Below are 26,518 nucleotides of genomic sequence, written 5' to 3'. Positions count from 1 at the left end.
TCACTTAGTAGTAGAAGCATTATAAACCGTAAGATAAGCTATCCAAAAAGAAATTGTACTTTCTGCACCTTGGTTACGGTTTATTCCAAATTCTTCTAGTCCATCACAACAACCTTTAGAGTTAGGGTCGTAGATAGATATTTTCAAATCATTACGACCCAAAAACCATTCAAAGGAATGTATCATTTTTGTATAATATATATCTTCACGGGTTTGTATGTACATTTCATGGTACAATAATGTCATAGAAGATGCATCTATAGGTTGTTGACCTACATGGTTTGGTTTCTCCATTCCTTTTTTGTACCAACCTTTGTTCCCTATCAGAGATAAAAACTCATTTTTATATACTAGTTGATCTAAAAATTCAAAGGTTTTTACCCCGATTTTATACAAATATGGATCATTTAAATAATTCGAAGAATGAATTAAAGCCAGAGGCAAAAATGCATTATCATAGGTAATAATATTCTCAAACCATTGCCAATCTTCTGTTTGATGAGCCTCAAATTCATGCGCTAATTGTAAAGCTAAACCACGCAATATTTCAGTCATTTGCTCATCATTCTGGTTATTTTTTAAATAATAAGAAATTCCCATTATGGTATAAGCAATGGCACGGTTAGAAATTAAAGACTCAAAATGAGGTTTAGCTTTAAAAAACATTTCACGTGCTAATTCGTAGTGACTGATTACAGGCGACATCTGGAAAAAATAACCCAGTGACCAAATAGTGCGCCCAAATGCATCTTCAGAACCCAATTTATCAATAAATTGATTTTGAAAATTCATAAAATTCTTAAATTTCCCATCTTCATTTTGCGCATAAAAAATATAAGCCAAATACGTTGAGAAATGTAAATCTTTTATATCAAGATCAAATGTTTGATAAGCCATTAATTCTAATAAAACTGCGCGCGAATTATCATCTAAACAATATCCCTCAAAATAATTAGGTGTAGCATACTTAGCATGTTGTATAATACCTACATTATTTGTTAAACGGTTAATGTGTTGTAAACTAAACTCAGGTAAATTTTTAATTAATTTGATACCAGAGTCAGCCATAGAATCAGGATTTTCGTTTTTGAGCTGTTTAAAAAGATTAAAATACGCTATTCCTATTTTTGGCCATGTAATTTTATCTCCATATGCTTTGGCATTTTTACGGTAAAAATTTAATAAAGCACTATTTTCAAAAAGTTTGTTTAAGTTATTGCTCAACGCTTTTTTATCTCTAAAGGGAATCAGTATTCCTCTATCTTCAGCCAATAAATCTTTTGCATGCCAATACGGTGTCGAGATAACTGCTGCACCTGCACCAATAGCATAGCTCAGTGTGCCACTTGTTATCTGCGCTTCGTTAGCGTAAGGAGTAATGTAGACATCGCAAGCGGATAATAAATTTGTTAATTCATTTATCGGCATATAGTTATTGATAAATTTCACATTATTTCGCAATTCTTTTGCATCTACAAGCTCTTCAAGGTACTCGCGGTATTCTTCACCAGAATGTGCAATAACGTTGGGATGTGTTTTACCTGCAATAATATACAACACATCAGGATGTTGCTCCACAACAGCTGGTAACGATTTTATAACAAGTTCAATTCCTTTGTTACGGCCTAAAAAACCAAAAGTTAATATCACTTTTCTATCCGTCAAATTAATGGAAGCCTTTGCTTCTTCATGCGCTATACCATATTCTGGGACACCATGCGGAATACATAAAACCTTGTCTAAATTGATTTGATAAACTTTCTGAAGTAAATGTTCTGCATGAGAACTCATCACAATAATTCGCTGAGCTATGGAAGATAATTCAATGAGGATAGTATTTTCATCATTAGACGGACGCTCTAATATGGTATGAAAACTAACAACCAACGCACAGTGTATCGATTTTGCGAATGATAAAATATACATTCCACTATTCCCACCAAAAATGCCATATTCATGTTCAATTACTACAAAATCATATCCATTTTGATTGATCCATTCTGCTGCCTTATTGTAATCTTCAAGCTCATTTCGTCTGATTTTGTAGACAACTTCGGCAGGATATAAAGATTGATCATGTTCCTCAATAATGGCAATTACCTCTTGCTGTATTTCAGGATTAGCGGCAATAGCAAGTATAAGATCATGCGTATAAGTCGCAATTCCACATTGTTTCGGTGGATAAGTAGTAATGTAGGCGATTTTCATAAGGAATTGATTAATTTTTTCTAACAATAAAATTCGTAACGATATTTATAAATAATTAGATTGTATTAAGTTAATGAAAATCTACTACAAAAAATAATCCGTTTTTTGCAAAACGGATTATTAGATTAGTTGACTCTTAATTAATCTTGTTGTTGATTATGCTTTTGCTGAAGCTCATAATAATATTGTAATTTTTGTTGCGCTAAATCAAATTCTGGGTTAATTCTAAGCGCAATTTGGAAACAATCAATAGCATTTTGTAATTCCCCTCGACTTTCTAAAATTATTCCTTTACTATAATGCGTTAAGAAGTAGTTAGGATTGATTTTAAGCGATTCTTCATAATCCGCCAGCGCTTTATCCATTTCATTCATTAAAACGTATGTATTCGCTCTATTATAGTACGATAGGAAATGAGGCTTCATCTCAATTACTGTAGTATAATCTGCAATAGCTTTATCAAACTCTTTTAGTTGATCGTAGCAAAATGCACGGTTATGGTAACACGAATCATAATCTGCTTTGATAGCTAAGGCTTGATTAAATAATTCGATAGCTCCTCTATAATTTTTCAAATTCATTTGGATGTATGCCTTTTGATGCACAGCCACATAATGATCTGGTTTTAGTGCAAGAATCTGATCAAATATTTCATTGGCTTGTGTAGGATTATAACGGTTGTATAATGCCATTGCCTTATAAAATAAAAAATCTATATTTTCTGGCTCTTCCTTTAATGCCACATCAAAATCCTTGATAGCATCAGTAAATTGTTTCATATGGTATTGACATAATCCACGGTGAAAATATGAATTAGTAACCTCTAATTTTCTAGTAATTGATAAAGAAAAGTAATCTAAAGCTTTTCTAAATTGTCCCTTTTGAAGATAGTTTCTTCCCTGATCATAAAAACTCATAGTTCAATATTACAATAACAATTAATATCTATTTTAAACTTTTTGTTAAATTTATCAACAATATTAAGAAATCAAAATGAAAATAGAACATATTGGGATTGCAGTAAAAGATTTAAATTTATCAAATGATATTTTTGAACGATTGTTAGGTAAATCGATGTACAAACAAGAAGCTGTAGAGTCGGAAGGAGTAAAGACTTCCTTCTTCTCAGTGGGCGAATCAAAGATAGAATTGGTCGGTTCAGAAAAAAAAGAGAGTGCAATTGAAAAATTTTTAGAAAAAAATAGAGAGGGAATTCATCACATTGCATTTGGAGTAGATAATCTAGAGAAAGAAATAGAACGTCTTAAAAATGAGGGATTTATTTTTATAAACGAAACGCCAAAATTAGGCGCAGATAATAAACGAATTGTTTTTTTACATCCAAAAACAACCAATGGCGTATTGGTAGAGCTTTGCGAAGAAGTAAAATAATTTTGTAGTTAAAAAAATATGCATTAATATTGCAAACGAATTGTACGAATTCTTACAACAAGAACCGTTAAAATTCTGGTCCTATAACTCAGTTGGTTAGAGTAGCTGACTCATAATCAGCAAGTCCTTGGTTCGAGCCCAAGTGGGACCACAAATTGAAATATCAATTAAAAGTTTTTATAATTTTTTAATGAAAAAACTTTTAAGGTCCTATAACTCAGCTGGTTAGAGTATCTGACTCATAATCAGAAAGTCCTTGGTTCGAGCCCAAGTGGGACCACTTTTAAGCGTTTATTTTTAAAATAAACGCTTTTTTTGATTCTATTTTAACCTACAAGTACAACATTAGTACAACACATTAAACTGATTCAAAGATAGTTATAATTTTCATTTTAGTATATTCTAATTCATTTTTTAGTATATTTAAGTGTGTCAAAATTTACTGAAGCAATGGAAAGTTTACTAAATAATTATTTTACTATAATTGAAAATCTTTATAGAATAAAGTTATTCTCTAAAAATATCATTCAACGATTCTTGATGTTAATGTATTTTCCAATTATTATTTCAATATTAATATATACGAATACAGGTATGTTAACATATATAGTTATATTTTGTGTAGCTATATTTTCTCCAATTTTATTTCTTCCAGCTATTTATAATAAAATATTCTTTTTCTATAGAAATTTTAATATTTACATATCAAAGTATCAATATGAATATTGTGAAATCTTTAATCCAATTGTCATAAAATATGAACCAACTTCAGGTAAATATTATGGTAAAATATTTGAACTAAAAACATTTGATAACAATTTAATATATTATAACGCTAAAAAATATAAAACAATTAAAAAAACGGAAGAATTAAAAAGATTCTATTTAAATGAGGCTAATAAATATTTTGATATTCTTGATTATAAGTATCAATATTTTGAAGAATTAATATTTAGAAATAAAACTTTAAATTTTTGTCAACGAATTTGTCTTAATTCAGATCTTACTTTAATTGAAATAAAGAATTTATTAATAGAATTAAAGAAGATTACAAAAATTTCACAATCTGAATTATCTAAGTTGTTTTATATTATAACAAATTCAAATAAATATAAGAATTTAATAATGAATAACTTGAATTCTGCTCATTCTCAATCAAATAGAGTTTAATAATATTAATAATTATTTTAATATTTTACTTAATTTTTTATGAGTTGTTATTAAGTTAATTTACTTCACCAAGAAGCATAATTTTAATTTCGATGTAATAATTCAAACTAAATTATTATGTCAGAAATTAAACTTTTACAAGAGCTTCATGAGATGAAGACTCTTATCAAACAAAACTACATTAACGACAAACCTATTCTTACTTCAAAAGAGTTAGAATTGTATTTGAATTTTTCAGAAAGTACAATTTCTAAATTGGCAGCTTCTAAATTAATACCATTTAGTAAACCAACTAATGGTGCTAGATTCTTTATTAAAGAGAAAATTCACGAATGGATAGATAAACATTCTATCTTATGTGAAGATGATGCAGAGAAGCTGTATCAATCATATAACAAAAAAAGAAAAAGCAGGTAACCCACTTACCTGCTTAAAATAAAAGATTTTTAACCAATAGATTAAAGTGCAAATTTAATGCTTTTTTCTATTAAAAATGAATGTTATATGAATTTAGATATAGAAAATAAATTAATACCTATAAGAGAATCGGTATTGAAAATAAGATCATTTAATGATTGTGTTAAAGATGGTTCAAATCAACCAATACTTGAATATATAGTAGAAAAATTGATAGAACCTGGTATTGGGCTTTTACTGGGTAAAAGTAATGTTGGTAAGTCTATTTGTGCAGTTCAAATTGGAAATAATATATCAAGTGGAACTAAAGTTTTTGAATTGCTATCTACTACGAAGAATAGAGTAATGATTATTGATTGTGAAATGACAGATCGGCAAATTGCAAATAGATATCAATATTCAGATGGTGAATTTTATCAATTTAGTAATGATTTCTATCGTTCAAAATTGAATGTAAATATTTTAGAGAAAAACTTTCTCCAAAAATTAATTGATAGTATCAAAGAATCAATTTTTAGTTATGAAATTAAGTTTCTAATTATAGATAATTTAATGAGTATTATATATGATTTAAATAAACCTTCATTAGTTCTTGATTTTTTTGTTAATATTAAAAGATTACAAGAAGATACATTTATATCGATATTATTAATTGGACATCCAAGAAAAGGAATTGAATTATCGGAAAAAATGGATTTAGAAGATGTATATGGTAGCAGTTATATCGGAAACTTCTTAGACTATGCTATAGGACTTCGAAAATCGAAATTGAACTCATCTGAAATACTTTTAAAGCTTCTCAAAACACGTATGGATGTAAATAATTTTAATGAAGATAACATCATAGTTTTAAGCTTAGGGAACAAAATGGGAGTTCCAGTATTTGAGTTTAATAGATATGATACTGAAGTTAATCATCTAAAATCAAATACATCTATTAATATGAATACTGACGAGAAAATGGTCTCAGAATTTGATATTATTAAGAATTGTAAGCTCTTAAAACTGCCAAATACGACTATAGCTCAAATTATTGGTGTTAATGAGAAAACTATTCGTAATAGGATTAAGCTTATGGAATTCAACGATATTGAGAATCCGACCAATTCCGATTAAAGCTATTTTTCAAATATAGTTAAAACACACTAATACAGTTAAATATCCATTTGTTTTTTATTTTCGGATTCGGGCACTTCTTATTTTATTATGAAACGAGTTAATTTATTGTAGTCCGAATCCGAATTTATTAAAATAGAATTTAAAGTGCAGGAAATAAGATATGTATCTAATTTAAATTAATTAATCTAATCGAATAAATTCGGAATTTATGTATAAAAATTATAAGTATGTTCTAGAAAAATACTCAGGCTCAAAATCTCGATTTAATTGTCCTAACTGTAAGCGTAAAGAGTTTACACGTTATAAAAATATTGAGACGAATGAATATTTGCCTTATGAGTATGGAATTTGTAATCGTATGATAAAATGTGGTTATAAAAAATATCCTTCACAAAAAATCAATTCAAATTTAGAAGAAGTTAATCATAATCATTTAGAAATAATCGAGTATTTAGATAAAAAAATATTGTACAAGTTTGAGAATTCAAATTTGAAAAATCCACTTTTTATTTTTTTAAAATTATATTTTGATGAGATAAAGGTTCAGCAAATTTTTGAATTATATCAAGTTAAAACAGAAAAATATTATGAAAATTATCTAACAGTTTTCCCTCAATTGGATCAAGATTTTAATCTTAGAGCATTAAAGAAAATGAGATACAATTCACAAACAGGTAAACGAAATAAGAGTTTTTTTCAATGGTACAATCCTAATAAAAATAATTTAAAACAATGTCTTTTTGGTTTACACATTTTAAATGAACCAATTTTTTTGGAATCTAAAATTGTTATAGTAGAGTCCGAAAAGACAGCAATTTTAGGTATGCTGTATTTCGAAAATTATCTGTTTTTAGCAACTGGGGGAATGATGAATTTAACTTTAGAAAGGCTTGAACCATTACAAGGAAAAGAAATAATTTTAATGCCAGATTTATCTCCAATTAATGCAAAAAAATCTGCATTTGATTATTGGAAAAATAAAGCTGTAAGAATAGCAAAAGAGATAAGCTGTTCTATTTCAATTTCTACATTACTTGAAGAATATAGCTCTGATTTTCAGAAAGAAAATCAGTATGATTTAGGGGATTTTATTATTGAAAATCTAATAAATAGTAAGACTTAGTAATCGAGATGTGTATTTGTACCTACAAATCTTCGATTCTTGCTACCAAATACTATCTCGCTTTTTCTCCTATACAGTCGCAAAAGGTTTTAAAAATTATCTAAAAAAATCAAAAAATGAAATCAAAAAGAATATTAATAAGAGTTTCTAATACAGAATTTTATATTATAAAAAATAAGGCTAAACAAGCAGGTATAACAACCTCAGAATTTTTAAGATCTTTAGCTTTAGAGTATAATTTGTCCTACAAATTAACAGCTGAAGAAATCGAAATTTATAAAGAATTAAATAAATTTTCTGATAATTTCAGAAGAATAGGAAATTTATTTAAGCAAGGAGATACAACCAAAGTTAAAGAAGTTTCAATAGAAACTGCTCAACTTATTCGTGAACATTTAAATCGATTAAAGACATGATAGGAATGGTAAAGTCAGTTCAAGGTGGTGGAGCACTTTTTAATTATGTATGTAATCCTGAAAAAGGATATGAAGTTGATAGAAATTTAATTTCAGGAAATAATTCAAAAGAGATATTCGATGATTTTAAACTTTATATTGAACAAAACCAAAGAGCTTCAAAAAAGATCTTTTCAATGGTTTTAAGTCCTTCAATTAATGATGGTCAAAAATTAAATATTAATGATTTTAAATCTTTGACAAAGGATTTTCTAAATGAATTAGATTTAGATTATAAAAATCAGCCTTACTTATCTTTTTTACACACCGAAAAAGATCATTTTCATATCCATATATTATTTTCAAGAGTTAAAGAAGACGGAAGTTTATTAAAGGATAATCACATTGGTAAAAAAGCCCAATGGGGTGCTCATCGGGTTGCTGAAAAAAGAGGATTAACTTCTGCAAAGCAAGTAATGATTGATAAAATTAAAATGATTGAAAATGAACAGAATCAAATTAATTCAGTTCAGAAACAGATATTAAATGCTCATAAATCGATTACATCTCGAAATATTAATTATGAAGAGTATAAACTAAAAATGTTTGAGCATGGTTTTAAAATTAAGCCATTTATAAATAAACAAGAACAGTTACAAGGGCATAGAATCATTGATTTACATACAGGGATTGACTATAAAGCGAGTGATATCCATCGTTCATTAAGTTTAAGTAATATGATGAAATCAGGAATTCTTCCAGATAAGAATGTATTATTACATAAAACTTTAGAAAAACCTTATGAGGAAGGATTTAAGCAAATATTGCAATCAGAAACTCAATCTAAATTATATAATTTAAAACGTTAAGCTATGAGTTATAAAAAACAACAACCAAAATTAGCTGATACATTAGATGTTTTTATTGACCGAGTTGAATCGATAGAAAAAGCAATTATAAAAATTGATCAGTTAAACAAAGAGATTGATTTAAAAAACAAATCTTTTTATACTGAAATAGATGATAAGATTAATCATTTAAGGAAAGTTAAAATTCAGCTTGATTTAGCTAATTTAAATGAAGAAAGTACTAGGATTAACAATGAATTGAAGAATGTTTGTAATGATTCATCTAATCAAATTAAAAGCTCTATTAAAGCTTTCGATTTATCTTTGAGTAAACTTACGAAGTATAGAGTGGATTATGTCATCTATTTTCTAACATGTTTAATTGGTATTACAATTTGTTCCATATTTTTTGCAGGAAATCAATATGCTGAAAAAATAAAAGAAAGAGAACAAAAGGAACATTATATGAACTTTATTAAATCGAATGAAGATGTTTTAAAGATTTATAATAAAAGATAACAGTAAAGGCAAGGTAAAACTTGCCTTTATTTTTCCAATAAGGAAGAGGCTTATTCATTCCATTTTTTAGCGAATTTAAATCAACATCGTGAAATTCAAGAACACGTAAATGAAAAGTATTTCATTCTTGAATTTTACTGCTTTTTGATTTGAGCAATTAGCAAAAAATGTTATGAAAAATTTAGCTAAATATTCAGCGAAGAATCGCTTAGAGAAAATGAAATTAAAATATAATAATAAAATTTCATGGCAATTATTTGCGACTAAAATTCAATTTAATATTGATTTTAGAAATCAAAAATTAGCAGAACAAAAGTATATCTGCCCAATTTGTGAAGAAGAAATATTTCAACATTCAACATTACATCATATCGATTACGATCACGGATGTCAGTTATATAAATTAAAAGGTTTACAAGATTGTAAATTATGTAAATCGATCTGTCCAAATTTTCACATTGGATGCAGTAAAAGAACAGTAATGGTTCATCATAAATGTCATCAGTATTTACATAATAGTAAGTATTTAAATAGAAACAGAGAGTTTTAGGATTCTCTGTTTTTTTTGTTTTTAAATGGTTTATTTATTGATTTCTTTTTTTCCTTCAATAAACGATCAATAATAGTATTATCATTTATTTTTATTGTATCAGTTTAGACTTATTTATAGAATTATTATCTTACACTTTATTGAAATTACAAATAAATGAGTGAAGATGTTATATCAGCTAGTGGAGAAAGAGCAGCTATCGGTGGTTACTTACCGCAATTTGATGAATTTGCTTGGTTTGTGTATGTAAATTTAATTAATAAAGATTTAGAGTGGATAAGGGTTGCGGATCCTAAAGCTGAAAAACTTGATGATATTCAGTATTCTACATATTCAGAACTACATGCTTATCAAGTAAAATGGACGATTTCAGATGCAAAAATATCATTCTTAAATTTTAAAGATTTAATTCCATTTATTACAACAAGTTGGAAAAATTTAAAAACAAACAATCCGAATAAGAAAGTAATACCACATTTAATCACGAATAAGAAAGTATCCTCAAACGATAGCTTGAAAGATGGAGATACTAAAATAGGATCATTTGAAGATTTTATCACAGATGTTTGGAAAAAAATTAAATCTACTCAATCAATTGACAAAAAATGGGATCCAATTATTACAGAGCTTAAAAAAGCAACAAAACTCGATGATAATGAATTTGATGAGTTTGTTCGGGTTTTTGATTTTCAACCGAGCTATGTAAGAAAAAGATTTAGTGTTAAAAATGCTTATTATTCAAGAGAAGACAAAGATCTAATAGAACTTTCAAGATTTTTATGGGAACAAGTAGGAAGTGCAAAAAGGGTTGTTGAATTCTCAAGAGAGAAAATTATACAAAAAATTGGTTGGTCAGACAGATTTAAAACAGTATTCAATCACGAATTAATCGTTGATAGACAAAGATATCAACCAATTCAATCTACTATTGATTTACTAAATTCAAAGTTATCTGAACACAAAAGTGGGTATTTATTTTTACAAGGTGGTCCCGGTGCTGGGAAATCTACATTATTGAACCAATGGTCAAAAAGTTTAAAAGCTAGAGTTATAAGATATTTTGCTTTTGATTTTATAAACCCTTCTTCCCATTTAAATTTTAGCGAAAGAGGTAATGCAACTCATCTTTTTTTTGATTTAGTTTTTCAATTAAAAGAAGCAGGGATTTACAACAAAAATATTCTTCCTTTTAAGGATATAATCTTTTTAAAAGATGCATTCAATGAACAATTAAAATCTATCGGAGAAGATTTTGCGATAAATGGTCAGCAAACAATAATAATCATAGATGGTTTAGACCATATACCGAGAGAATATAAATTAACAACAGATAGTTTTTTACGAGCTTTACCTTTACCTGCTACCTTACCTGAAGGTGTTTTTATTGTTCTAGGAAGTCAATCTTATAATCTTGATGACATACAGCAAGAAATTAAAAGTGAATTCCAAAAAAGTGATAGAACCATTCAAATAGACCCTCTTAAAAAAGAAGAAGTTTATAAATACATATGTAATCTTAATATTTCATTTCAACTTAATGATAGTCAAAAGTTATTAATATTTGAAAAATCACAAGGGCATCCGTTATATTTATCTTATTTAATTGAAAAATTAATTGATTCTAGTTCCATTGATGAAACAATTAATTCTTTTGAAAAAATTGAAGGGAACATTGATACATATTACAAAAAAATATGGAAGCCAATTGAAAAAGAAGAAATTTTAAAACAATTTTTAGGTTTAATTGCAAGAGTTAATGGATCAATCAATATAAAATTTATTAAAGAATGGGGAATTGAAAAAACTGTTTTAAAATTATTTAGTGAAAATGCTAAATTATTGTTTAATCAAACCGAAAATTATTTATCATTTTTTCATAATTCATTCAAGCAGTTTCTTCATTATCATACTTCATTAGATTATTTAACAAATGAATTTGATCAAGCTGAAAATATTAAATATCACAAACAACTTGCAGATTATTATCAAAAAACAAAAGTTGAAAAAAATTGGAAACGAAATTTTCATCTTTTTCAAGCACAACAATATGATAAATTTGTTTCAGAAGTCACGCCAGATAAATTTACTACTCAACTATTGGAGTATAGACCTATAGAGGAACTAAAGCAAGATATTAAGTTAGGCATCGAAATTGCCCGATATACCAAAAATATCAGTACACTTGTAAGGTATCTATTTTCATTAGCAGAAATAGAAAGGCGACAATATAATATTGACCCAGCATCATTTACAGAACAATTTTTATTAATAGGAAAAATAGATGTAGCTCGAAATTATTTAAGAACAGGTAATATTCTTCATTGTAACAATGTATATGCGCTTAAGGCTTCACTTATATTCTATAAATTCGGATATAATTCAGAAGGTTCAACGTTGTATAATTTAGCTTACCCAGATTTAATCTCAGACATAGGTATTACCATTGATGATCAATATAGATATGAGGAAATTATAGAAATCTTAGAAGAGTGGATTTATACTGCACCTTATTTTGAAACAATTGAAAACCTTTTGTTTAAAATTGTGAATATAGAATTTTCTGATGATGCACGTTCAAATAGCTTTAATGAAAATGAAGCGGATTTATATTTAAGATTAATTGTAAACCTTGGTTATAACTTAATTGATCGTAATAAATGGGATGATCTAAAAATAGTATTTGAAAAAATAGACACAAATACATCTAAAGGAAAAAGTACATTATTTCAACTTTTACAATATGCAATTGAAAAATGTATTGATTTAGATGACAATATCCGTGCAAATGAATATCTATCAAAACTGACAAATAAGTTTACAAAAGAAAAAGCTAAACCAATTGGTAAAATTTATATTGCTGATTTAGTTTTTAAAGTGACACAAAATGTTGATGAAACACTTAGTTGGCTTGACGGTATTGAGCAACCTTTAGTTTTAGGTAAAGAATCGCTTGGATATGATACAACTTTGGATCACTTTATTCCATTAATTAAATTTAATAAACTTCTTAACTTATGTGGAAAAGGAGTTTCTATTATTTCTGCCATACCTTCAGTGACTAAAGGTTCTGAGGAAGAAGTATTAGTAGAATTTCAAAGAATGTTGTGTCTAATAACCCAAATATTAGCAGATGGTATATTGAAAAATCAAATAAATGGAGATTTTACAATAAGAGTTTATCCTATCATAAAATTTTACAATAAAGATCTTTCTTTCCGAAATAGTTATTGGTATATACTTACACAAGCGAAAAGTCAATATTTTGATTTTTTTATTTCTGCTGTATCATTACATAATATAGAATACATAGAGACTTTAGGTGATCTTTTATTCAAGGAATTTAATGAAAACCCCAAATATTGGAGTACTAGCGAACAACGAAAAATCATAGCGTTATTACTTAAAAATGGCTTCAATTCCGAAAAAGCAAAAAAAAAGTTGATTACCTTAGAATCCTTTATGTTAGAAGACCGTGATATAGATGGTCGTGTAACTGAATGTGTGGCTCATTCAAAGGTGTGGCTTAATTTAGGTGAATTTGAAATTGGAGAAAAATGGCTTAAAGAAGCAATTCAAGAATCTATTGGAGTGGGATATAGAAAGGATTATCAGTTTAGTTCGTGGATTAAATGGTTAAGAAAAATTAATCTAAGAAATCCTTCAAATGCTACAGAAAGAATTAAATGGTTTTTATCGCATTTACAACATATAAAGGAAACAACAGAAGGTAAAGCTTATTGGTATGCATCTGAAGAATTGCTAGATGTTTCTTTTGAGCATAATTTTAATAACGGCCTTGAGCAAATCATTTGGCAATTAGAAAATGATTTGGTTGATTTTCGAGATTCAATTACATTATTCATTAAACATTTTGTTAATCGTGTAGAAAAGGAAGATGAACTTAAAAGTATTATTCAATTTTACAATAATTTGTATTTACTTATTTCTGAAGTGGCAAATATTGAATTGTTGCGTAACATTTTAGACAAAGGGTTTGAATTGATTAGGGAAAGTTTTTTAATAAACTATTTACCATCAATTATTTCATCAATTAACATTAAAGCACTTGAGGAAAACAGAAATGATTTACTCTCTGTAATTGATAATTTCTGTATAGAAAAAGGAATTGAAATCAAGGACTATTATTTTCAATTTAAAGTTATTTCTCAAAAAAGAAAAGATAATTATTCAACATCATCTAATTCATTAACACTAAAAGAAAATTATGAAAAAATAGATGAAAGCGAGGTATTAAAACGAGTAGAAAGTTATGAGGATTTAAAACGTATTATTCAACTTGAAGATCAAGGTAATTCATATTTTGATTGGTCAAAAGTCCTTGATAAAATTGCTACTTTATTGACTTCATCACAGATTAATGAAATTACCGAGCTGATTAAAGTTAGAAGAAGAGAATCTGACTTTTTTTCTAAACTAAGCGAAATTGCTTTTGAAATTGGAGATAATGAACTAGCCGAAAATTTAGCCAATAAAAGTCTTGAATTGTCGAGTTCTTCTGGATGGAGCAAGTATTATGATGGTGGAACAAGAATAAAAGCTTTTAATGCTTTACGAAAAATAAACTCTACCCAAGCGTCTACTAAGGCATTTGATGTATTTGTACATGATATATTAAGTGATGATTATCCTAGTTCATATATTGAACATCTTGATGATATTGCTCCCCTATTAACGGATAATTATATTGAAGAAGATATATGGTCTGAATTATTTGGTTATTTACAAAGATTAATGTCAAATAGTAAGCCTGTCGTAAATCTACCTTTGCTTAAATCGATAGAAAAGCCAATTATTGAAACGTTAGTGGATTATTTATTGTATCTGTCTAAGTATCCAGTTTCATTAATTCGTGATGAATCTATATTGCTATTAACAAAATACATTAATCAAAATAATGATTATGCTTTAGCTCAATTAATCAATGGAAGTATGGATGAATACACTACTATGGATGTTATTATGACATTAAGAGAGTTAAATTCTTCAAAAATTAAAGATCTAAAGTCAATTATTCAAAATATAGCTTTATCAAAAGACTATTTATTAAGAGAATATGCAAAACAAATTTTATATGAGTTAGGAGAAAATATTCCTGTTTTCGAAATCATTAATTTTCCAAGTATATATTCGTTATACCTACAAGAACCTGAAAGATTTGAGATTAAAAGGGAAATTGATCCATATTATCCAAATGGTCATATTTCTAACCCATGGGATATGATACGACCTTTTGAGTTTCTAATTTATTTATTGTCAGAAGTATCAGGGATTAATGAATATAATCTTATTTATAGAGTTTATTCAATAATGAAAGAGATAGGAAATATCGAGGAATGGTCTGTTGATTATGAAAAGAAATTTAGAAATCATTTAGAAGAAATTTACTTAAAATATCCTTACATAAGACCTAGGGTAGTTGCTGCAAGAAGAGCAATAATGTATGTTGTTAAAGAATTAATTGATTCAAATAAGATAGATGATTTAAAAATAAAAAATATTTTAATTTCACAAGATTATTCTGTTTCTTTATTTGCAGAGATTGAGAAACCAAGCTTTATTCAAACTCTAAATGAAAGAAATATTCAAGGTATTGGGATTAATTGGATTCAAAGAATTAATGAATCCGAAAGATTAAATCAAGATTTATTAACTTATCATAATAATTTTAAAATTATTGCAGAGTATACAAAAGTTAAAAATTTAGACTGGGGTTCACCTACTGAAGAATATATGTATCAAATTTCGGGATTTGATCAATTGAATAAAACTGATGATTATATTTTTGGTTCTGTATTCCACCAATTAAGTTGTCATTATCATATTTTAAAAAGTTGTGAACATTCTATAATAGTTATAAGCAATCATAGATTCGAAAGATTTGATATAAAATCCAATTGGATTGCAATTAACCCGGACTTAGCAAGATATTTAGGTTGGAAACCTGAACCATCAAAATTATTTGCTTGGAAAAATTCAAGTGGAGAATTGATGGCCGAATCTATTTATTGGTCAAATGGAAATATTCATAAGTTTTCAAGAAATAATTCAGAAGTTGGAGAAGGTTGGTTTGTTATCGTTTCAGAGACTGCGTTTATGGAAATAAATTCAGTTGAAGAAAATTTGTATTTACATAAGAAGTTAGTCAGAACAAAACATGAAGATTCAAATTTAGAATCAAATAGAATCTTTAAAATTAAAAAAATAATTTAACGATTAAAGTGTAATGAAATTTATTGAACATTAATTTTATAAATTAATATATTTAAAATCCCCAACCAATTTTCTAATAGGTTGGGGAATATTTTTTAAAACAGCTTATTCATTGAATCGTTACTTTCCTTTATTATTCGATCAAAAATAGCTTTATCATTAATTTTTATTGTATCGTTAGGTGTTACATTTTTTCTTTTACCTAGCTTAATTTCAGCTTCTTCTTTTCGTCTAATCATTTCAGCTAAAATACGTTCATTGCGTTGTTTTTTCTTTTCAGCAGCAATAGAATCTTGAGTGTTTTGCCCAAAACAAAACATTCCAATAAATAATAAGGCGAATGTAGTTTTAATTTTCATAGATAGATGTATTACGGTTAATATGCCATTTTGAAGTAAAAAAGTTGGCGTGAAACTACATCTATCCTAAACTGAGGCTTGCGACGGCCTGACAACCAGAAAGACTTCGCCCACGCCAATATATGGCACAGGCGTAAGTCTATCGTGTGATGGTTGTCAAATGAAGGTCGCAATTTCAGTTTAACCATAACGATAGCTTACGCGTACGTAATTACTATTTTATAATGGTGTAAAGTTAAAGATTGAGTTTAATATTTCCAATTAATGTTTACGTTGAATAATGTTATTATTTCATAATTAGATTTTTAGCGACTTATTTTGACGCGATTTAAACTAATTTTGAGAATAACAAATCTAAATTTTATGGATAGAGAAACATTTGGACGAAATTTTTTTTCAGGATTATTCGCTAATTGGATAGGTAAATTATCTAATGAATTTATTATTAGGATTGATATGGATCCTGATGATGAAGAATTAATAGAACTTCATGAAGAGTTTGTTTATGAACTTAAAGATTTACTTGATAGATATTCTTTTGATGAAGGAGATAAAGATGATTTGAACAATTTAATGAACAAAATATCTCCAAACTAAATCCAATGAGCCAATTATGCGGTGATAAATAAATTAATCACCGCATAAATTGCGGAGAATATTCAAATATTTTCCGCAAAACAGTTAGAATAAGTTTTCAATTAACTTTTGATAGGAGAAAATAAATGAATATTTATAATAAATGTCCGTTATTTCAGTCATTTTAATTATATTTGTATGAAATAACGGACATTTATGAAAAAACAGATTGTTTTACCTCGTTATAAAGATGCTTTGTCACAAATGGGTGAGCAAATTAAACTTGCCCGTAAACGTCGTAAATTAACAGCGATACAAGTTGCTGAAAGAGCAGATATTTCCAGATCTACTTTAAATCTCATCGAAAAAGGAGAGCCAAGTGTAGCGATGGGGGCTTATTTCAATGTGCTTCGGGTATTAGGCTTACAAGATGATTTTTTAAAGTTAGCAGCAGACGACACACTTGGTCGTAAACTACAAGATTTAGAGATATTATAGGATGGCAGTACAGAAAACAGATATATATGTTTATGCTGATTGGCAAGATTTAGAAAGTCCAATACTAATGGGCGTATTATCGGCCCATCAAGCCAAGGGACGAAAAGCATTCAGCTTTTCGTATGATAAGCTATGGTTAAAATCTGGACATCATCATCAGTTAGATCCCAATTTACAGTTATTTGCAGGCCCACAATTTGCTAATGATAAAGAAAACTTTGGACTCTTTCTGGACAGTATGCCTGATACTTGGGGACGTACCTTAATGAAAAGACGTGAAGCTCAGCTCGCTAAAATAAAAGGTGAAAAAGCGAAAACATTATATGATATTGATTTCTTATTAGGTGTCTATGACGAAACACGTATGGGGGCGTTGCGTTTTAAACTAGATTCAAATGGTGATTTTTTGGATAATGATACCGAAAAGGCTACGCCACCATGGTCTACTGTAAGAGAACTTCAACAAGCTGTCGTTTATTACGAAAATGATACCGATAATGAAGCGATAAACAAATGGTTGCAACTATTAATAGCTCCTGGTTCTTCTTTGGGTGGTGCACGTCCAAAAGCTAATATTTTAGATGAGCATAAACATCCATGGATTGCTAAATTTCCATCTAAGAATGACACTATTGATAAAGCTAGTTGGGAATATTTAGCGTATCAATTAGCGATAAAAGCAGGGATAAATATGTCGGAATGTAAAATAGAAAAGATTAATGGTCCGTATCATACTTTTTTTACCAAACGATTTGATCGTGAAGGAAGCAATAGAATTCATTTCGCATCGGCAATGACCATGACAGGAAATAATGAAGAAACCATAAAAAATCAGCATGCCAGTTATTTAGATATTGTGGAATTTATCCAATCGAATGGAGCGAACATCAACGAGAATTTAGCCCAATTATGGCGTAGAATAATCTTTAACATTGCCATATCCAATACAGATGATCATTTACGAAATCATGGATTTATTTTAACGAAAGAAGGTTGGGTTTTATCACCTGCTTATGATTTGAATCCATCCATTGATAAAGACGGTTTAGCGCTGAATATTGATATGGATAATAATGATTTAGATTTTGAGTTAGCAAAAAGTGTTGGTGAATATTTTCGATTAACGACTAACCAAATGGATCAAATAATCGACGAAGTAACTACTGTCGTTAATAAGTGGAAGGATATCGCTAAACAAATTGGAATTTCAAGAGCTGAACAAGAACTAATGGCAAGCGCTTTTAAATATTAGTTGCAATTAGTAAAACAAACCATTAAAAAATAAGTATTAACGTCGTTTACTGGCGTCTAAACTGAGTAATATTGTAATGTTTACAATAATGAATATACAAAAGATAAATTTTATCTTTAAAAAGAAATAAAGACAATGACAAATACAGCCCAAAGAGCAGAATTACAAAATAAAATCTGGAAAATCGCCAACGAAGTACGTGGCTCAGTAGACGGATGGGACTTTAAACACTTTGTATTAGGAACTTTATTCTACCGTTTCATAAGTGAAAACTTCACCAATTATATAGAAGGCGGTGACGAAAGCGTAAACTATGCTAAACTAGCAGACGACATCATCACACCAGAAATCAAAGACGACGCCATCAAAACAAAAGGATACTTCATTTATCCAAGTCAATTGTTTGCCAATGTCGTGGCAAAAGCCAATACAAACACAAACCTTAATACAGACCTAAAAGCAATATTCACAGACATTGAGAATTCAGCGAATGGGTACGAATCTGAACAAGATATCAAAGGATTATTCGCAGATTTCGATACAACAAGTTCTCGTTTAGGAAATACCGTAGAAGATAAAAACAAACGATTAGTAGCAATCTTAAAAGGAGTTGCCGAATTAAATTTCGGTAATTTCGAAGATAGCCAAATCGACTTATTTGGGGATGCGTACGAATTTTTAATTTCCAACTATGCAGCTAATGCAGGGAAATCGGGTGGTGAATTCTTTACACCTCAAAGTGTTTCGAAATTGATTGCGCAATTAGCGATGCACAAACAAACTTCGGTGAACAAAATCTACGATCCTGCCGCTGGTTCTGGTTCATTGTTATTACAAGCCAAAAAACACTTCGATAATCACATTATCGAAGATGGATTCTTTGGACAAGAAATCAACCATACAACGTACAACTTAGCGCGTATGAATATGTTTTTGCATAATGTCAATTACGATAAATTCAACATTCAATTAGGAGATACTTTAACGGAGCCACATTTTATCGACGATAAACCTTTCGATGCCATTGTATCTAATCCTCCGTATTCAGTTAATTGGGTAGGTTCGGATGATCCAACATTAATTAACGACGATCGTTTTGCACCTGCAGGAGTTTTAGCACCAAAATCAAAAGCAGATTTTGCCTTTGTATTACATGCCTTAAATTATTTGTCAAGCAAAGGACGTGCAGCCATTGTATGTTTCCCTGGTATTTTCTACCGTGGTGGAGCAGAACAAAAAATCAGAAAATACTTAGTTGATAACAACTTTGTAGAAACGGTGATTAGCTTACCTAGTAATTTATTCTACGGAACTTCTATTGGCGTAAACATCTTAGTTTTATCGAAACACAAGTCCGAGAATACCACACAATTTATCGATGCAACAGGGGAAGACTTCTACAAAAAAGTAACCAATAACAACATGTTAGAGGATGTGCATATCGAAAAGATTATGCAGTTATTCGATTCGAAAGAAAATGTAGAGCACGTTGCTTTAACTGTTGATAATGATAAAATTGCAGAAAACGATTACAACCTTTCGGTAAGTTCGTATGTTGAAGCAGTAGATACACGCGAAGTGATAGACATTAAAGTCTTAAATACCGAGCTAGCAGAAACTGTAAACAACATTACAACGTTACGTACAGCAATTGATAACCTAATTAAAGAAATCGAAGGATGAGCAAATTAGAAGAGTTATTACAAGGGGTTGATGTGGAATGGTTACCATTGGGGGCTTGTGCTGTATATGAACAACCAAATAAATATTTAGTAAAATCAAAAGATTATAATAATGAATATAATACACCAGTATTAACTGCTGGTAAAACCTTTATATTGGGTTATACTAATGAGAAAGAGGGTATTTATAAAGCATCTTTAGCACCAGTTATAATATTTGATGATTTTACAACAGCAAATAAATGGGTAGATTTTGATTTTAAAGCGAAATCATCTGCTATGAAAATTATTAAATCGAAAGATGAATCGAAAACATTGTTAAGATATATTTACTATTGGATAAATTCATTGCCAAGTGATCTAGTTGAAGGTGATCATAAAAGACAGTGGATTAGTAATTTTTCTAAAAAATTAATCCCTATCCCATCAATAGAAATCCAACAAGAAATTGTTCGTGTTTTAGATGAATTAACTTCATTAACCAACCAATTAACAACCGAATTACAAACGGAACGCCAAAACCGTAAAAAACAATTCGAGTTCTTCCGTGAGCAGTTGTTTAGGTTTGAGGAAGGTGACGTAGAATGGAAAAAGCTAGGTGAAATTTTTAATATGAAAGCAGGAAAGCATATTTCTTCAAATAATATTTCAAAAATTTCAAATTCCGAATATAGGTTTCCATGTTTTGGAGGAAATGGAATACGAGGTTATGTTAAAAGCAAGAATGAGAGTGGAAATTATGTGTTAATTGGGCGTCAAGGAGCCTTGTGTGGTAATGTTAAACGGTACAATGGTGATTTTTATGCTACTGAGCATGCTGTAGTAGTTAAACCTATTTATAAAATTAATATTGAATTCTCGTATTATTTATTATTACTTATGAATCTTAATCAATATGCATCTAAATCAGCACAACCAGGATTAGCTGTTGGTAAATTAGAAAGTTTAAAAGTAGCTATCCCACCATTAGAAGAACAAGAACGCATTGTAAAACTCTTAGATCAGTTCGATGCAACCCATACAGCCATCGAAGAAGAAATTACAAAAGAAATTAAACTAAGAACCCAACAATACGAATATTACAGAGAAAAGTTATTAAGCTTTCCTATAAAATAATTATAATACTACTAAACTATTATGAGTCAAACACTAATTGAAATAGCAGATAAACTTATAAAAGCTACTAAAGAAGAAGGAAAGAAACTTCGTAAAACTCAATTAATTTATGCTTTTAATGGGACTGGTAAAACTCGTCTTTCTAGAGAATTCAAAGAAAAGGTAGATCCTAAACATGAAAGATCTGAGGAATCTAAAATAAAAATAATTTATTATAATGCATTTACGGAAGACCTATTTAGATGGGATAATGATTTAGAAGAGGACGAGACCAGAAAATTATTGGTTCATCCTAATAGTTTTACTGATTTAGTTTTCAATTTCTTAAAGGATGAAAATCAAGACGGAAACATTATCACTAATTTTCAGAATTATACGAACAGGTCAATTACACCAAATATAAATCAAGATTTTACTGAAATTTCATTTGATTACTTAAGTGGTGGTGATGATAGTGTAACGAATATAAAAATATCTAAAGGTGAAGAAAGTAATTTTATCTGGTGCGTATTTTATAGTTTAATTGAGCAGATTATTAAAGTTTTAAATGACTCTGAAGAAGATCGTTCAAGTGATAAATTCAATGAATTAGAATATATATTTATTGATGATCCTGTGAGTTCTTTAGATGATAATCATTTGATTGATTTAGCTGTAGATTTATCATGCTTAATAAAGGATGCAAAAAATACAAATATTAAATTTATAGTTTCTACTCATAATCCATTATTTTATAATGTTTTGTATAACGAATTGAACCGAGAGAAAAATACAGGTAGATATCGCTTACAGAAATTAAATGATGGTAGCTATTTAATGATAGATTCCAAAGATTCACCTTTTTCATATCATGTTTTCTTGTTAGAGGAGTTACAAGTAGTTGTAAATACAAGAAACATTAATAAGTATCATTTTAATATATTGCGAAATATTTTAGAAAAAACATCCACTTATTTAGGGTTTAGTCATTGGGAGGATTTAATACCAAAGTATATAAATTCTAACGAAGTAAATAAAGCTATACGATTAATTAATTTATATAGTCATAACAAACATTCAGGAAATGAAATAGCTGATGTGCAAGAGACTGAAAAAGATATTTTTATAAAAATTTATAGAGGTTTATTAGAAAAACATAGTTTTAAATTGCAAAATATTGAAGATACACTAGTAGAAGAACAAACCGTAGCTCCACAATTACAAGATGCCTAATTACAAAACAATTGCAGAATCCAATAATTATATTGTATTGGACAAATACACCAAATTCTACGAATTAAATGAGGCTCCAGTGGCTTATCAATCAGAAGCCGCCTTAGAAAAAGAATTTATCCAAGATTTAATTAATCTGGGATACGAGAATCCGACTCATCTCAAATCAACGGAAGCTATGTTAGTCAATGTGCGTACACAATTACAAGCATTGAATAATATGGTATTTACCGATAACGAATGGGCGCGTTTCCTTGTAGAATATTTAGATAAACCAAGTGATAGTTTAGTCGATAAATCGCGTAAACTTCACGATAACCACATCTACGATTTTGTATTTGATGATGGACACATTCAAAACATCTATTTAGTCGATAAAGATAATATTACACGTAATAAAGTACAGGTTATCTCACAGGTCGAACAAACAGGTTCGCATGCCAATCGTTACGATGTAACAATTCTGGTCAACGGATTACCGATGATTCAAGTAGAGCTGAAGAAACGTGGCGTAGCCATTCGCGAAGCGTTTAATCAAGTCCATCGTTATTCCAAAGAGAGCTTTAATTCAGATAATTCGCTATTCAAATACTTGCAGTTGTTTGTAATTTCGAATGGAACAGATACACGTTATTTTGCCAATACCGTTACGCGTAACAAAAACAGTTACGATTTCACGATGAATTGGGCAAAAGCAGATAATACCTTAATCAAAGATTTAAAGGATTTTACAGCCACATTTTTTCAAAAAAACACGTTATTAAATGTCTTACTAACGTATACGGTTTTAGACATCAAAGATACATTATTGGTGATGCGACCTTATCAGATAGCAGCAACCGAACGTATTTTATGGAAAATTAAAAGTGCTTATCAAACCAAAAAATGGTCATCTTTAGAAAGTGGTGGGTACATTTGGCATACTACCGGTTCAGGGAAAACCTTAACCAGTTTCAAAGCTGCTCGTTTAGCGACTAAATTAGATTTTATCGATAAAGTATTTTTCGTGGTAGACCGTAAGGATTTAGACTTTCAGACCATGAAAGAATACCAAAAATTTTCGCCTGATAGTGTCAACGGTTCAAACAGTACAGCAGGTTTAAAACGAAATATCGAAAAAGACGACAACAAAATTATTGTCACAACCATTCAGAAGTTAAACAACTTAATGAAAGGGGATCAAGAGTTGGATATTTACAATAAACAAGTTGTTTTCATATTTGATGAAGCCCACCGTTCTCAATTTGGTGAAGCCCAAAAAAACCTAAAAAAGAAATTCAAAAAATATTACCAATTCGGATTTACAGGAACACCAATTTTCCCTGAAAATGCCTTAGGTGCAGAAACCACAGCAAGTGTTTTTGGTTCAGAATTACACGCGTATGTCATTACAGATGCCATCAGAGATGAAAAGGTTTTAAAATTCAAAGTGGATTACCACAATGTTAAACCTCAATTCAAAGGGGTTGAGACAGAAATAGATGAAAAGAAATTGAATGCAGAAGATGCGAAGAAAGCCTTTCTGCATCCTGCACGTATCAGCGAAATTTCGAAATACATTTTACAAAATTACCGCATTAAAACACACCGTACAAAAGGCGGAAATAACGGTTTCAATGCGATGTTTGCCGTGAGTAGCGTAGAAGCAGCTAAACATTATTACGAAGAATTAAACCGTCAGCAAATTGACAGTGAAAAACCGTTGAAGATTGCGACGATATTTTCGTTTGCAGCCAACGAAGAACAATCATCAATTGGTGAAATCATAGACGAATCATTCGAGCCTTCTGCATTAAACAGTACGGCGAAAGAATTCTTAACGAAAGCCATCAACGATTACAATAAGATGTTCAAAACAAGTTATGGTGTAGATAGCGATGAATTCCAAAATTACTACCGCGATCTATCAGAACGAGTGAAGAACAAAGAAATCGACTTATTAATTGTTGTCGGAATGTTTTTAACTGGATTTGACGCACCAAAACTAAATACCTTATTTGTTGATAAAAACTTACGTTATCATGGGTTAATTCAGGCATTTTCGCGTACCAATCGAATTTTAGATGCAACCAAATCTTTTGGAAATATAGTCACATTCCGCGACTTGGAACAAGCAACGATTGATGCGATTACCTTATTCGGAAACAAAAACACCAAAAATGTTGTTTTAGAGAAAAGCTACAAAGAATATTTAGAAGGTTTTACCGACGCTTCAACAGGTGATGCACGTAGAGGATTTATTGAAGTGGTCAACGAATTAAATGAAAAATTTCCAAATCCAGATGCAATTGAAAAGGAGAAGGATAAAAAGGATTTTACAAAATTATTCGGTGAATACTTACGTGTTGAAAATATCTTACAAAACTATGATGAATTCACAAGTCTAAAAGCCTTACAAAACATCGATCAAAATGATGCTACTGCTGTAGAAGAATTCAAAGAAATGTACCATGTTTCGGATGATGATTTAGCAGTGATGCAAAAGATTCAGTTGTTACCACAACGAACAGAGCAGGATTATCGTTCGACATATAATGATATTCGTGATTGGTTAAGAAAAGAAAAAGAAGGGAAACAACCAGAAGATGGTGGAATCGATTGGGATGATGTGGTTTTTGAAGTTGATTTATTAAAATCACAAGAAATCAATTTGGATTACATCTTAGAATTAATCTTTGATCATAGTAAGAAAACAAAAGACAAAGCCGAATTAGTAGAAGAAGTAAGTCGTGTAATACGTGCAAGTATCGGAAATAGAGGGAAAGAATCTTTAGTTGTAGATTTTATTAACGAAACAGATTTAGATACTATTCCAGATAAAGCAACGGTTATTGATTCGTTCTTTAAATATGCACAAGTCAAACAAAAAGAAGAAGCTACTGAATTAATCGTAGAGGAAAACTTAAACGAAGAAGCGACAAAACGCTACATCGAATCTTCTTTAAAACGAGAATACGCAAGTTCTAACGGTACAGAATTAAATGCCATTTTACCAAAAATGAGTCCATTAAATCCCCAATACCTAACAAAGAAACAAACCGTATTTCAACGTATTAGTGCGTTTATAGATAAGTTTAAAGGAGTGGGTGGAAGATTGTAATGAAAAACTTAATTTAAAATAATAGTAATCCTCAACAGTGAAGTTGGGGATTTTTTTTACGAAAGATCAGATATAATCAATAAGTTATTTTAGGTATTTTTTTCAAAAATAATATCTTGTTTATTTTTTGTAAATTTGGGTTAATAAAAAATTTTATTAAATCTGTCATTATATGAGTGCTGTATAGTATTAACATATTGTTGATAAGGTTTTTAATTTTTAATTTTCTATATTTTTTTTTGCAAAATCTTGTGCTAATTTTGAGAAATACAGATGAGAAAATCATCAATTAATGAAGACATAATATAAATACAGAAGAGTATTTATTGCATAAAAAACTCGGAATAGTTTGGCGACGTCCGAGTTTGAAATTGTAATAAAGTACTTAATGTTCGAATGAACATAGAAGTTTAATATTCTTTATCAAAAATAGACATACAATTAATATTTGTATCATAAATCCCATAGAATTTTTCTATAATTTTTGATTTAACTTCTTTTCGAATACTACAAATCCAATCCTGATTTGCTTCACGTGGGATAATTATTAAATAATTATTAATAAAAATTTTAGCTAATGGCTACAAACAGAACACCGGGTGATAATCGCCGCCACGGAGCAGTTAAACAACGCTCACAAGTTTTTAACCCTAAAACAAGTCAATGGGTTAAAAGAGATATAAATACAGGGAAATTTATGGATGTTAAACAAGATGGTACACCATTCAAAGGAGTAAGAAAAGAGAAGTAA

Annotated in this window: 21 protein-coding genes and 2 tRNA genes; 20 read left to right on the top strand and 3 right to left on the bottom strand. The window is 29.3% G+C overall.

Translation table 11 applies throughout. The annotated features are described in order from the left end of the window. Together IM532_RS11290 and IM532_RS11285 are read right to left on the bottom strand one after the other, a co-directional pair. Positions 1-2,208 carry a glycosyltransferase family 4 protein gene (locus IM532_RS11290; RefSeq protein ID WP_194183554.1) on the bottom strand — a complete coding sequence of 736 codons (2,208 nt, stop codon included), beginning with the start codon at positions 2,206-2,208 and terminating at the stop codon, positions 1-3. Between the two features lie 140 nt (positions 2,209-2,348). Further along, complete coding sequence (locus IM532_RS11285) at positions 2,349-3,125, bottom strand: tetratricopeptide repeat protein (protein WP_194183553.1); 777 nt, start codon at positions 3,123-3,125, stop codon at positions 2,349-2,351. A 76-nt stretch (positions 3,126-3,201) separates the two neighbouring features. Here IM532_RS11285 and mce point away from each other — a divergent pair, with 76 nt between their 5' ends. The 12 genes from mce (at position 3,202) to IM532_RS11225 (ending at position 15,972) form a co-directional block, all read left to right on the top strand. Then, positions 3,202-3,600: a methylmalonyl-CoA epimerase gene (gene mce, locus IM532_RS11280; protein WP_194183552.1), complete on the top strand. Its 399-nt coding sequence runs from the start codon at positions 3,202-3,204 to the stop codon at positions 3,598-3,600. Between the two features lie 77 nt (positions 3,601-3,677). Continuing rightward, a tRNA-Ile gene (locus IM532_RS11275) sits at positions 3,678-3,751 on the top strand. Between the two features lie 55 nt (positions 3,752-3,806). Then, positions 3,807-3,880, top strand: a tRNA-Ile gene (locus IM532_RS11270). Between the two features lie 170 nt (positions 3,881-4,050). Further along, positions 4,051-4,770 carry a hypothetical protein gene (locus IM532_RS11265; RefSeq protein WP_194183551.1) on the top strand — a complete coding sequence of 240 codons (720 nt, stop codon included), beginning with the start codon at positions 4,051-4,053 and terminating at the stop codon, positions 4,768-4,770. 117 nt (positions 4,771-4,887) lie between these two features. Next, positions 4,888-5,187, top strand: a complete 300-nt coding sequence (locus tag IM532_RS11260; RefSeq protein WP_194183550.1) for a helix-turn-helix domain-containing protein — start codon at positions 4,888-4,890, stop codon at positions 5,185-5,187. 87 nt (positions 5,188-5,274) lie between these two features. Further along, entirely contained in the window at positions 5,275-6,303 is a 1,029-nt protein-coding gene (locus tag IM532_RS11255; protein WP_194183549.1) for an AAA family ATPase, read from the top strand. 211 nt (positions 6,304-6,514) lie between these two features. Then, positions 6,515-7,429 (top strand): DUF6371 domain-containing protein, encoded by a 915-nt coding sequence (locus IM532_RS11250; protein WP_194183548.1) that lies wholly within the window; start codon positions 6,515-6,517, stop codon positions 7,427-7,429. A gap of 116 nt (positions 7,430-7,545) precedes the next feature. After that, a complete protein-coding gene (locus IM532_RS11245) occupies positions 7,546-7,845 on the top strand; it encodes a plasmid mobilization protein (protein WP_194183547.1) in 300 nt (99 codons plus the stop codon). A gap of 5 nt (positions 7,846-7,850) precedes the next feature. Further along, positions 7,851-8,693, top strand: a complete 843-nt coding sequence (locus tag IM532_RS11240; protein ID WP_194183546.1) for a relaxase/mobilization nuclease domain-containing protein — start codon at positions 7,851-7,853, stop codon at positions 8,691-8,693. A 3-nt stretch (positions 8,694-8,696) separates the two neighbouring features. Continuing rightward, positions 8,697-9,191 carry a hypothetical protein gene (locus IM532_RS11235; RefSeq protein ID WP_194183545.1) on the top strand — a complete coding sequence of 165 codons (495 nt, stop codon included), beginning with the start codon at positions 8,697-8,699 and terminating at the stop codon, positions 9,189-9,191. 172 nt (positions 9,192-9,363) lie between these two features. Continuing rightward, positions 9,364-9,741 (top strand): hypothetical protein, encoded by a 378-nt coding sequence (locus tag IM532_RS11230; protein ID WP_194183544.1) that lies wholly within the window; start codon positions 9,364-9,366, stop codon positions 9,739-9,741. Positions 9,742-9,897: 156 nt separating this feature from the next. Continuing rightward, entirely contained in the window at positions 9,898-15,972 is a 6,075-nt protein-coding gene (locus IM532_RS11225) for an NACHT domain-containing protein (RefSeq protein ID WP_194183543.1), read from the top strand. A gap of 95 nt (positions 15,973-16,067) precedes the next feature. Here IM532_RS11225 and IM532_RS11220 read toward each other — a convergent pair whose 3' ends face one another. Further along, positions 16,068-16,331: a hypothetical protein gene (locus IM532_RS11220; RefSeq protein WP_194183542.1), complete on the bottom strand. Its 264-nt coding sequence runs from the start codon at positions 16,329-16,331 to the stop codon at positions 16,068-16,070. 363 nt (positions 16,332-16,694) lie between these two features. Here IM532_RS11220 and IM532_RS11215 point away from each other — a divergent pair, with 363 nt between their 5' ends. From IM532_RS11215 to IM532_RS11180, 8 genes are all read left to right on the top strand, one after another. After that, on the top strand, positions 16,695-16,928 hold the full coding sequence (locus IM532_RS11215; RefSeq protein ID WP_194183541.1) for a hypothetical protein: 234 nt from the start codon (positions 16,695-16,697) through the stop codon (positions 16,926-16,928). Positions 16,929-17,123: 195 nt separating this feature from the next. Further along, positions 17,124-17,405, top strand: coding sequence for a helix-turn-helix domain-containing protein (locus IM532_RS11210; RefSeq protein WP_194183540.1), 282 nt, complete (start codon positions 17,124-17,126; stop codon positions 17,403-17,405). Position 17,406: 1 nt separating this feature from the next. Further along, a complete protein-coding gene (locus IM532_RS11205; RefSeq protein WP_194183539.1) occupies positions 17,407-18,657 on the top strand; it encodes a type II toxin-antitoxin system HipA family toxin in 1,251 nt (416 codons plus the stop codon). Between the two features lie 135 nt (positions 18,658-18,792). After that, on the top strand, positions 18,793-20,340 hold the full coding sequence (locus IM532_RS11200; RefSeq protein ID WP_194183538.1) for a type I restriction-modification system subunit M: 1,548 nt from the start codon (positions 18,793-18,795) through the stop codon (positions 20,338-20,340). Next, on the top strand, positions 20,337-21,455 hold the full coding sequence (locus tag IM532_RS11195; protein WP_194183537.1) for a restriction endonuclease subunit S: 1,119 nt from the start codon (positions 20,337-20,339) through the stop codon (positions 21,453-21,455). Before IM532_RS11200 ends, IM532_RS11195 begins: the two co-directional genes overlap by 4 nt. A 21-nt stretch (positions 21,456-21,476) precedes the next feature. Next, positions 21,477-22,667: an AAA family ATPase gene (locus IM532_RS11190; protein ID WP_194183536.1), complete on the top strand. Its 1,191-nt coding sequence runs from the start codon at positions 21,477-21,479 to the stop codon at positions 22,665-22,667. Then, positions 22,660-25,767 (top strand): type I restriction endonuclease subunit R, encoded by a 3,108-nt coding sequence (locus tag IM532_RS11185; protein ID WP_194183535.1) that lies wholly within the window; start codon positions 22,660-22,662, stop codon positions 25,765-25,767. The genes IM532_RS11190 and IM532_RS11185 overlap by 8 nt, the downstream gene beginning before the upstream one ends. 577 nt (positions 25,768-26,344) lie before the next feature. Continuing rightward, on the top strand, positions 26,345-26,518 hold the full coding sequence (locus tag IM532_RS11180) for a hypothetical protein (RefSeq protein WP_194183534.1): 174 nt from the start codon (positions 26,345-26,347) through the stop codon (positions 26,516-26,518).

This window comes from Faecalibacter rhinopitheci (assembly GCF_015234135.1).
GTDB lineage: Bacteria > Bacteroidota > Bacteroidia > Flavobacteriales > Weeksellaceae > Empedobacter > Empedobacter rhinopitheci.
This window is presented reverse-complemented; position numbering and strand designations above follow the sequence as displayed.

What these genes read in the sequence shown, in the direction of transcription:
- IM532_RS11190 (WP_194183536.1), top strand. Translation starts at nt 21,477, where the DNA reads ATGAGTCAAACACTAATTGAAATAGCAGATAAACTTATAAAAGCTACT.
- IM532_RS11185 (WP_194183535.1), top strand. Translation starts at nt 22,660, where the DNA reads ATGCCTAATTACAAAACAATTGCAGAATCCAATAATTATATTGTATTG.
- IM532_RS11180 (WP_194183534.1), top strand. Translation starts at nt 26,345, where the DNA reads ATGGCTACAAACAGAACACCGGGTGATAATCGCCGCCACGGAGCAGTT.
- IM532_RS11290 (WP_194183554.1), bottom strand. Translation starts at nt 2,208, where the DNA reads ATGAAAATCGCCTACATTACTACTTATCCACCGAAACAATGTGGAATT.
- IM532_RS11265 (WP_194183551.1), top strand. Translation starts at nt 4,051, where the DNA reads ATGGAAAGTTTACTAAATAATTATTTTACTATAATTGAAAATCTTTAT.
- IM532_RS11230 (WP_194183544.1), top strand. Translation starts at nt 9,364, where the DNA reads ATGAAAAATTTAGCTAAATATTCAGCGAAGAATCGCTTAGAGAAAATG.
- IM532_RS11225 (WP_194183543.1), top strand. Translation starts at nt 9,898, where the DNA reads ATGAGTGAAGATGTTATATCAGCTAGTGGAGAAAGAGCAGCTATCGGT.
- IM532_RS11205 (WP_194183539.1), top strand. Translation starts at nt 17,407, where the DNA reads ATGGCAGTACAGAAAACAGATATATATGTTTATGCTGATTGGCAAGAT.
- IM532_RS11245 (WP_194183547.1), top strand. Translation starts at nt 7,546, where the DNA reads ATGAAATCAAAAAGAATATTAATAAGAGTTTCTAATACAGAATTTTAT.
- mce (WP_194183552.1), top strand. Translation starts at nt 3,202, where the DNA reads ATGAAAATAGAACATATTGGGATTGCAGTAAAAGATTTAAATTTATCA.
- IM532_RS11210 (WP_194183540.1), top strand. Translation starts at nt 17,124, where the DNA reads ATGAAAAAACAGATTGTTTTACCTCGTTATAAAGATGCTTTGTCACAA.
- IM532_RS11285 (WP_194183553.1), bottom strand. Translation starts at nt 3,125, where the DNA reads ATGAGTTTTTATGATCAGGGAAGAAACTATCTTCAAAAGGGACAATTT.
- IM532_RS11195 (WP_194183537.1), top strand. Translation starts at nt 20,337, where the DNA reads ATGAGCAAATTAGAAGAGTTATTACAAGGGGTTGATGTGGAATGGTTA.
- IM532_RS11235 (WP_194183545.1), top strand. Translation starts at nt 8,697, where the DNA reads ATGAGTTATAAAAAACAACAACCAAAATTAGCTGATACATTAGATGTT.
- IM532_RS11260 (WP_194183550.1), top strand. Translation starts at nt 4,888, where the DNA reads ATGTCAGAAATTAAACTTTTACAAGAGCTTCATGAGATGAAGACTCTT.
- IM532_RS11250 (WP_194183548.1), top strand. Translation starts at nt 6,515, where the DNA reads ATGTATAAAAATTATAAGTATGTTCTAGAAAAATACTCAGGCTCAAAA.
- IM532_RS11255 (WP_194183549.1), top strand. Translation starts at nt 5,275, where the DNA reads ATGAATTTAGATATAGAAAATAAATTAATACCTATAAGAGAATCGGTA.
- IM532_RS11240 (WP_194183546.1), top strand. Translation starts at nt 7,851, where the DNA reads ATGGTAAAGTCAGTTCAAGGTGGTGGAGCACTTTTTAATTATGTATGT.
- IM532_RS11220 (WP_194183542.1), bottom strand. Translation starts at nt 16,331, where the DNA reads ATGAAAATTAAAACTACATTCGCCTTATTATTTATTGGAATGTTTTGT.
- IM532_RS11200 (WP_194183538.1), top strand. Translation starts at nt 18,793, where the DNA reads ATGACAAATACAGCCCAAAGAGCAGAATTACAAAATAAAATCTGGAAA.
- IM532_RS11215 (WP_194183541.1), top strand. Translation starts at nt 16,695, where the DNA reads ATGGATAGAGAAACATTTGGACGAAATTTTTTTTCAGGATTATTCGCT.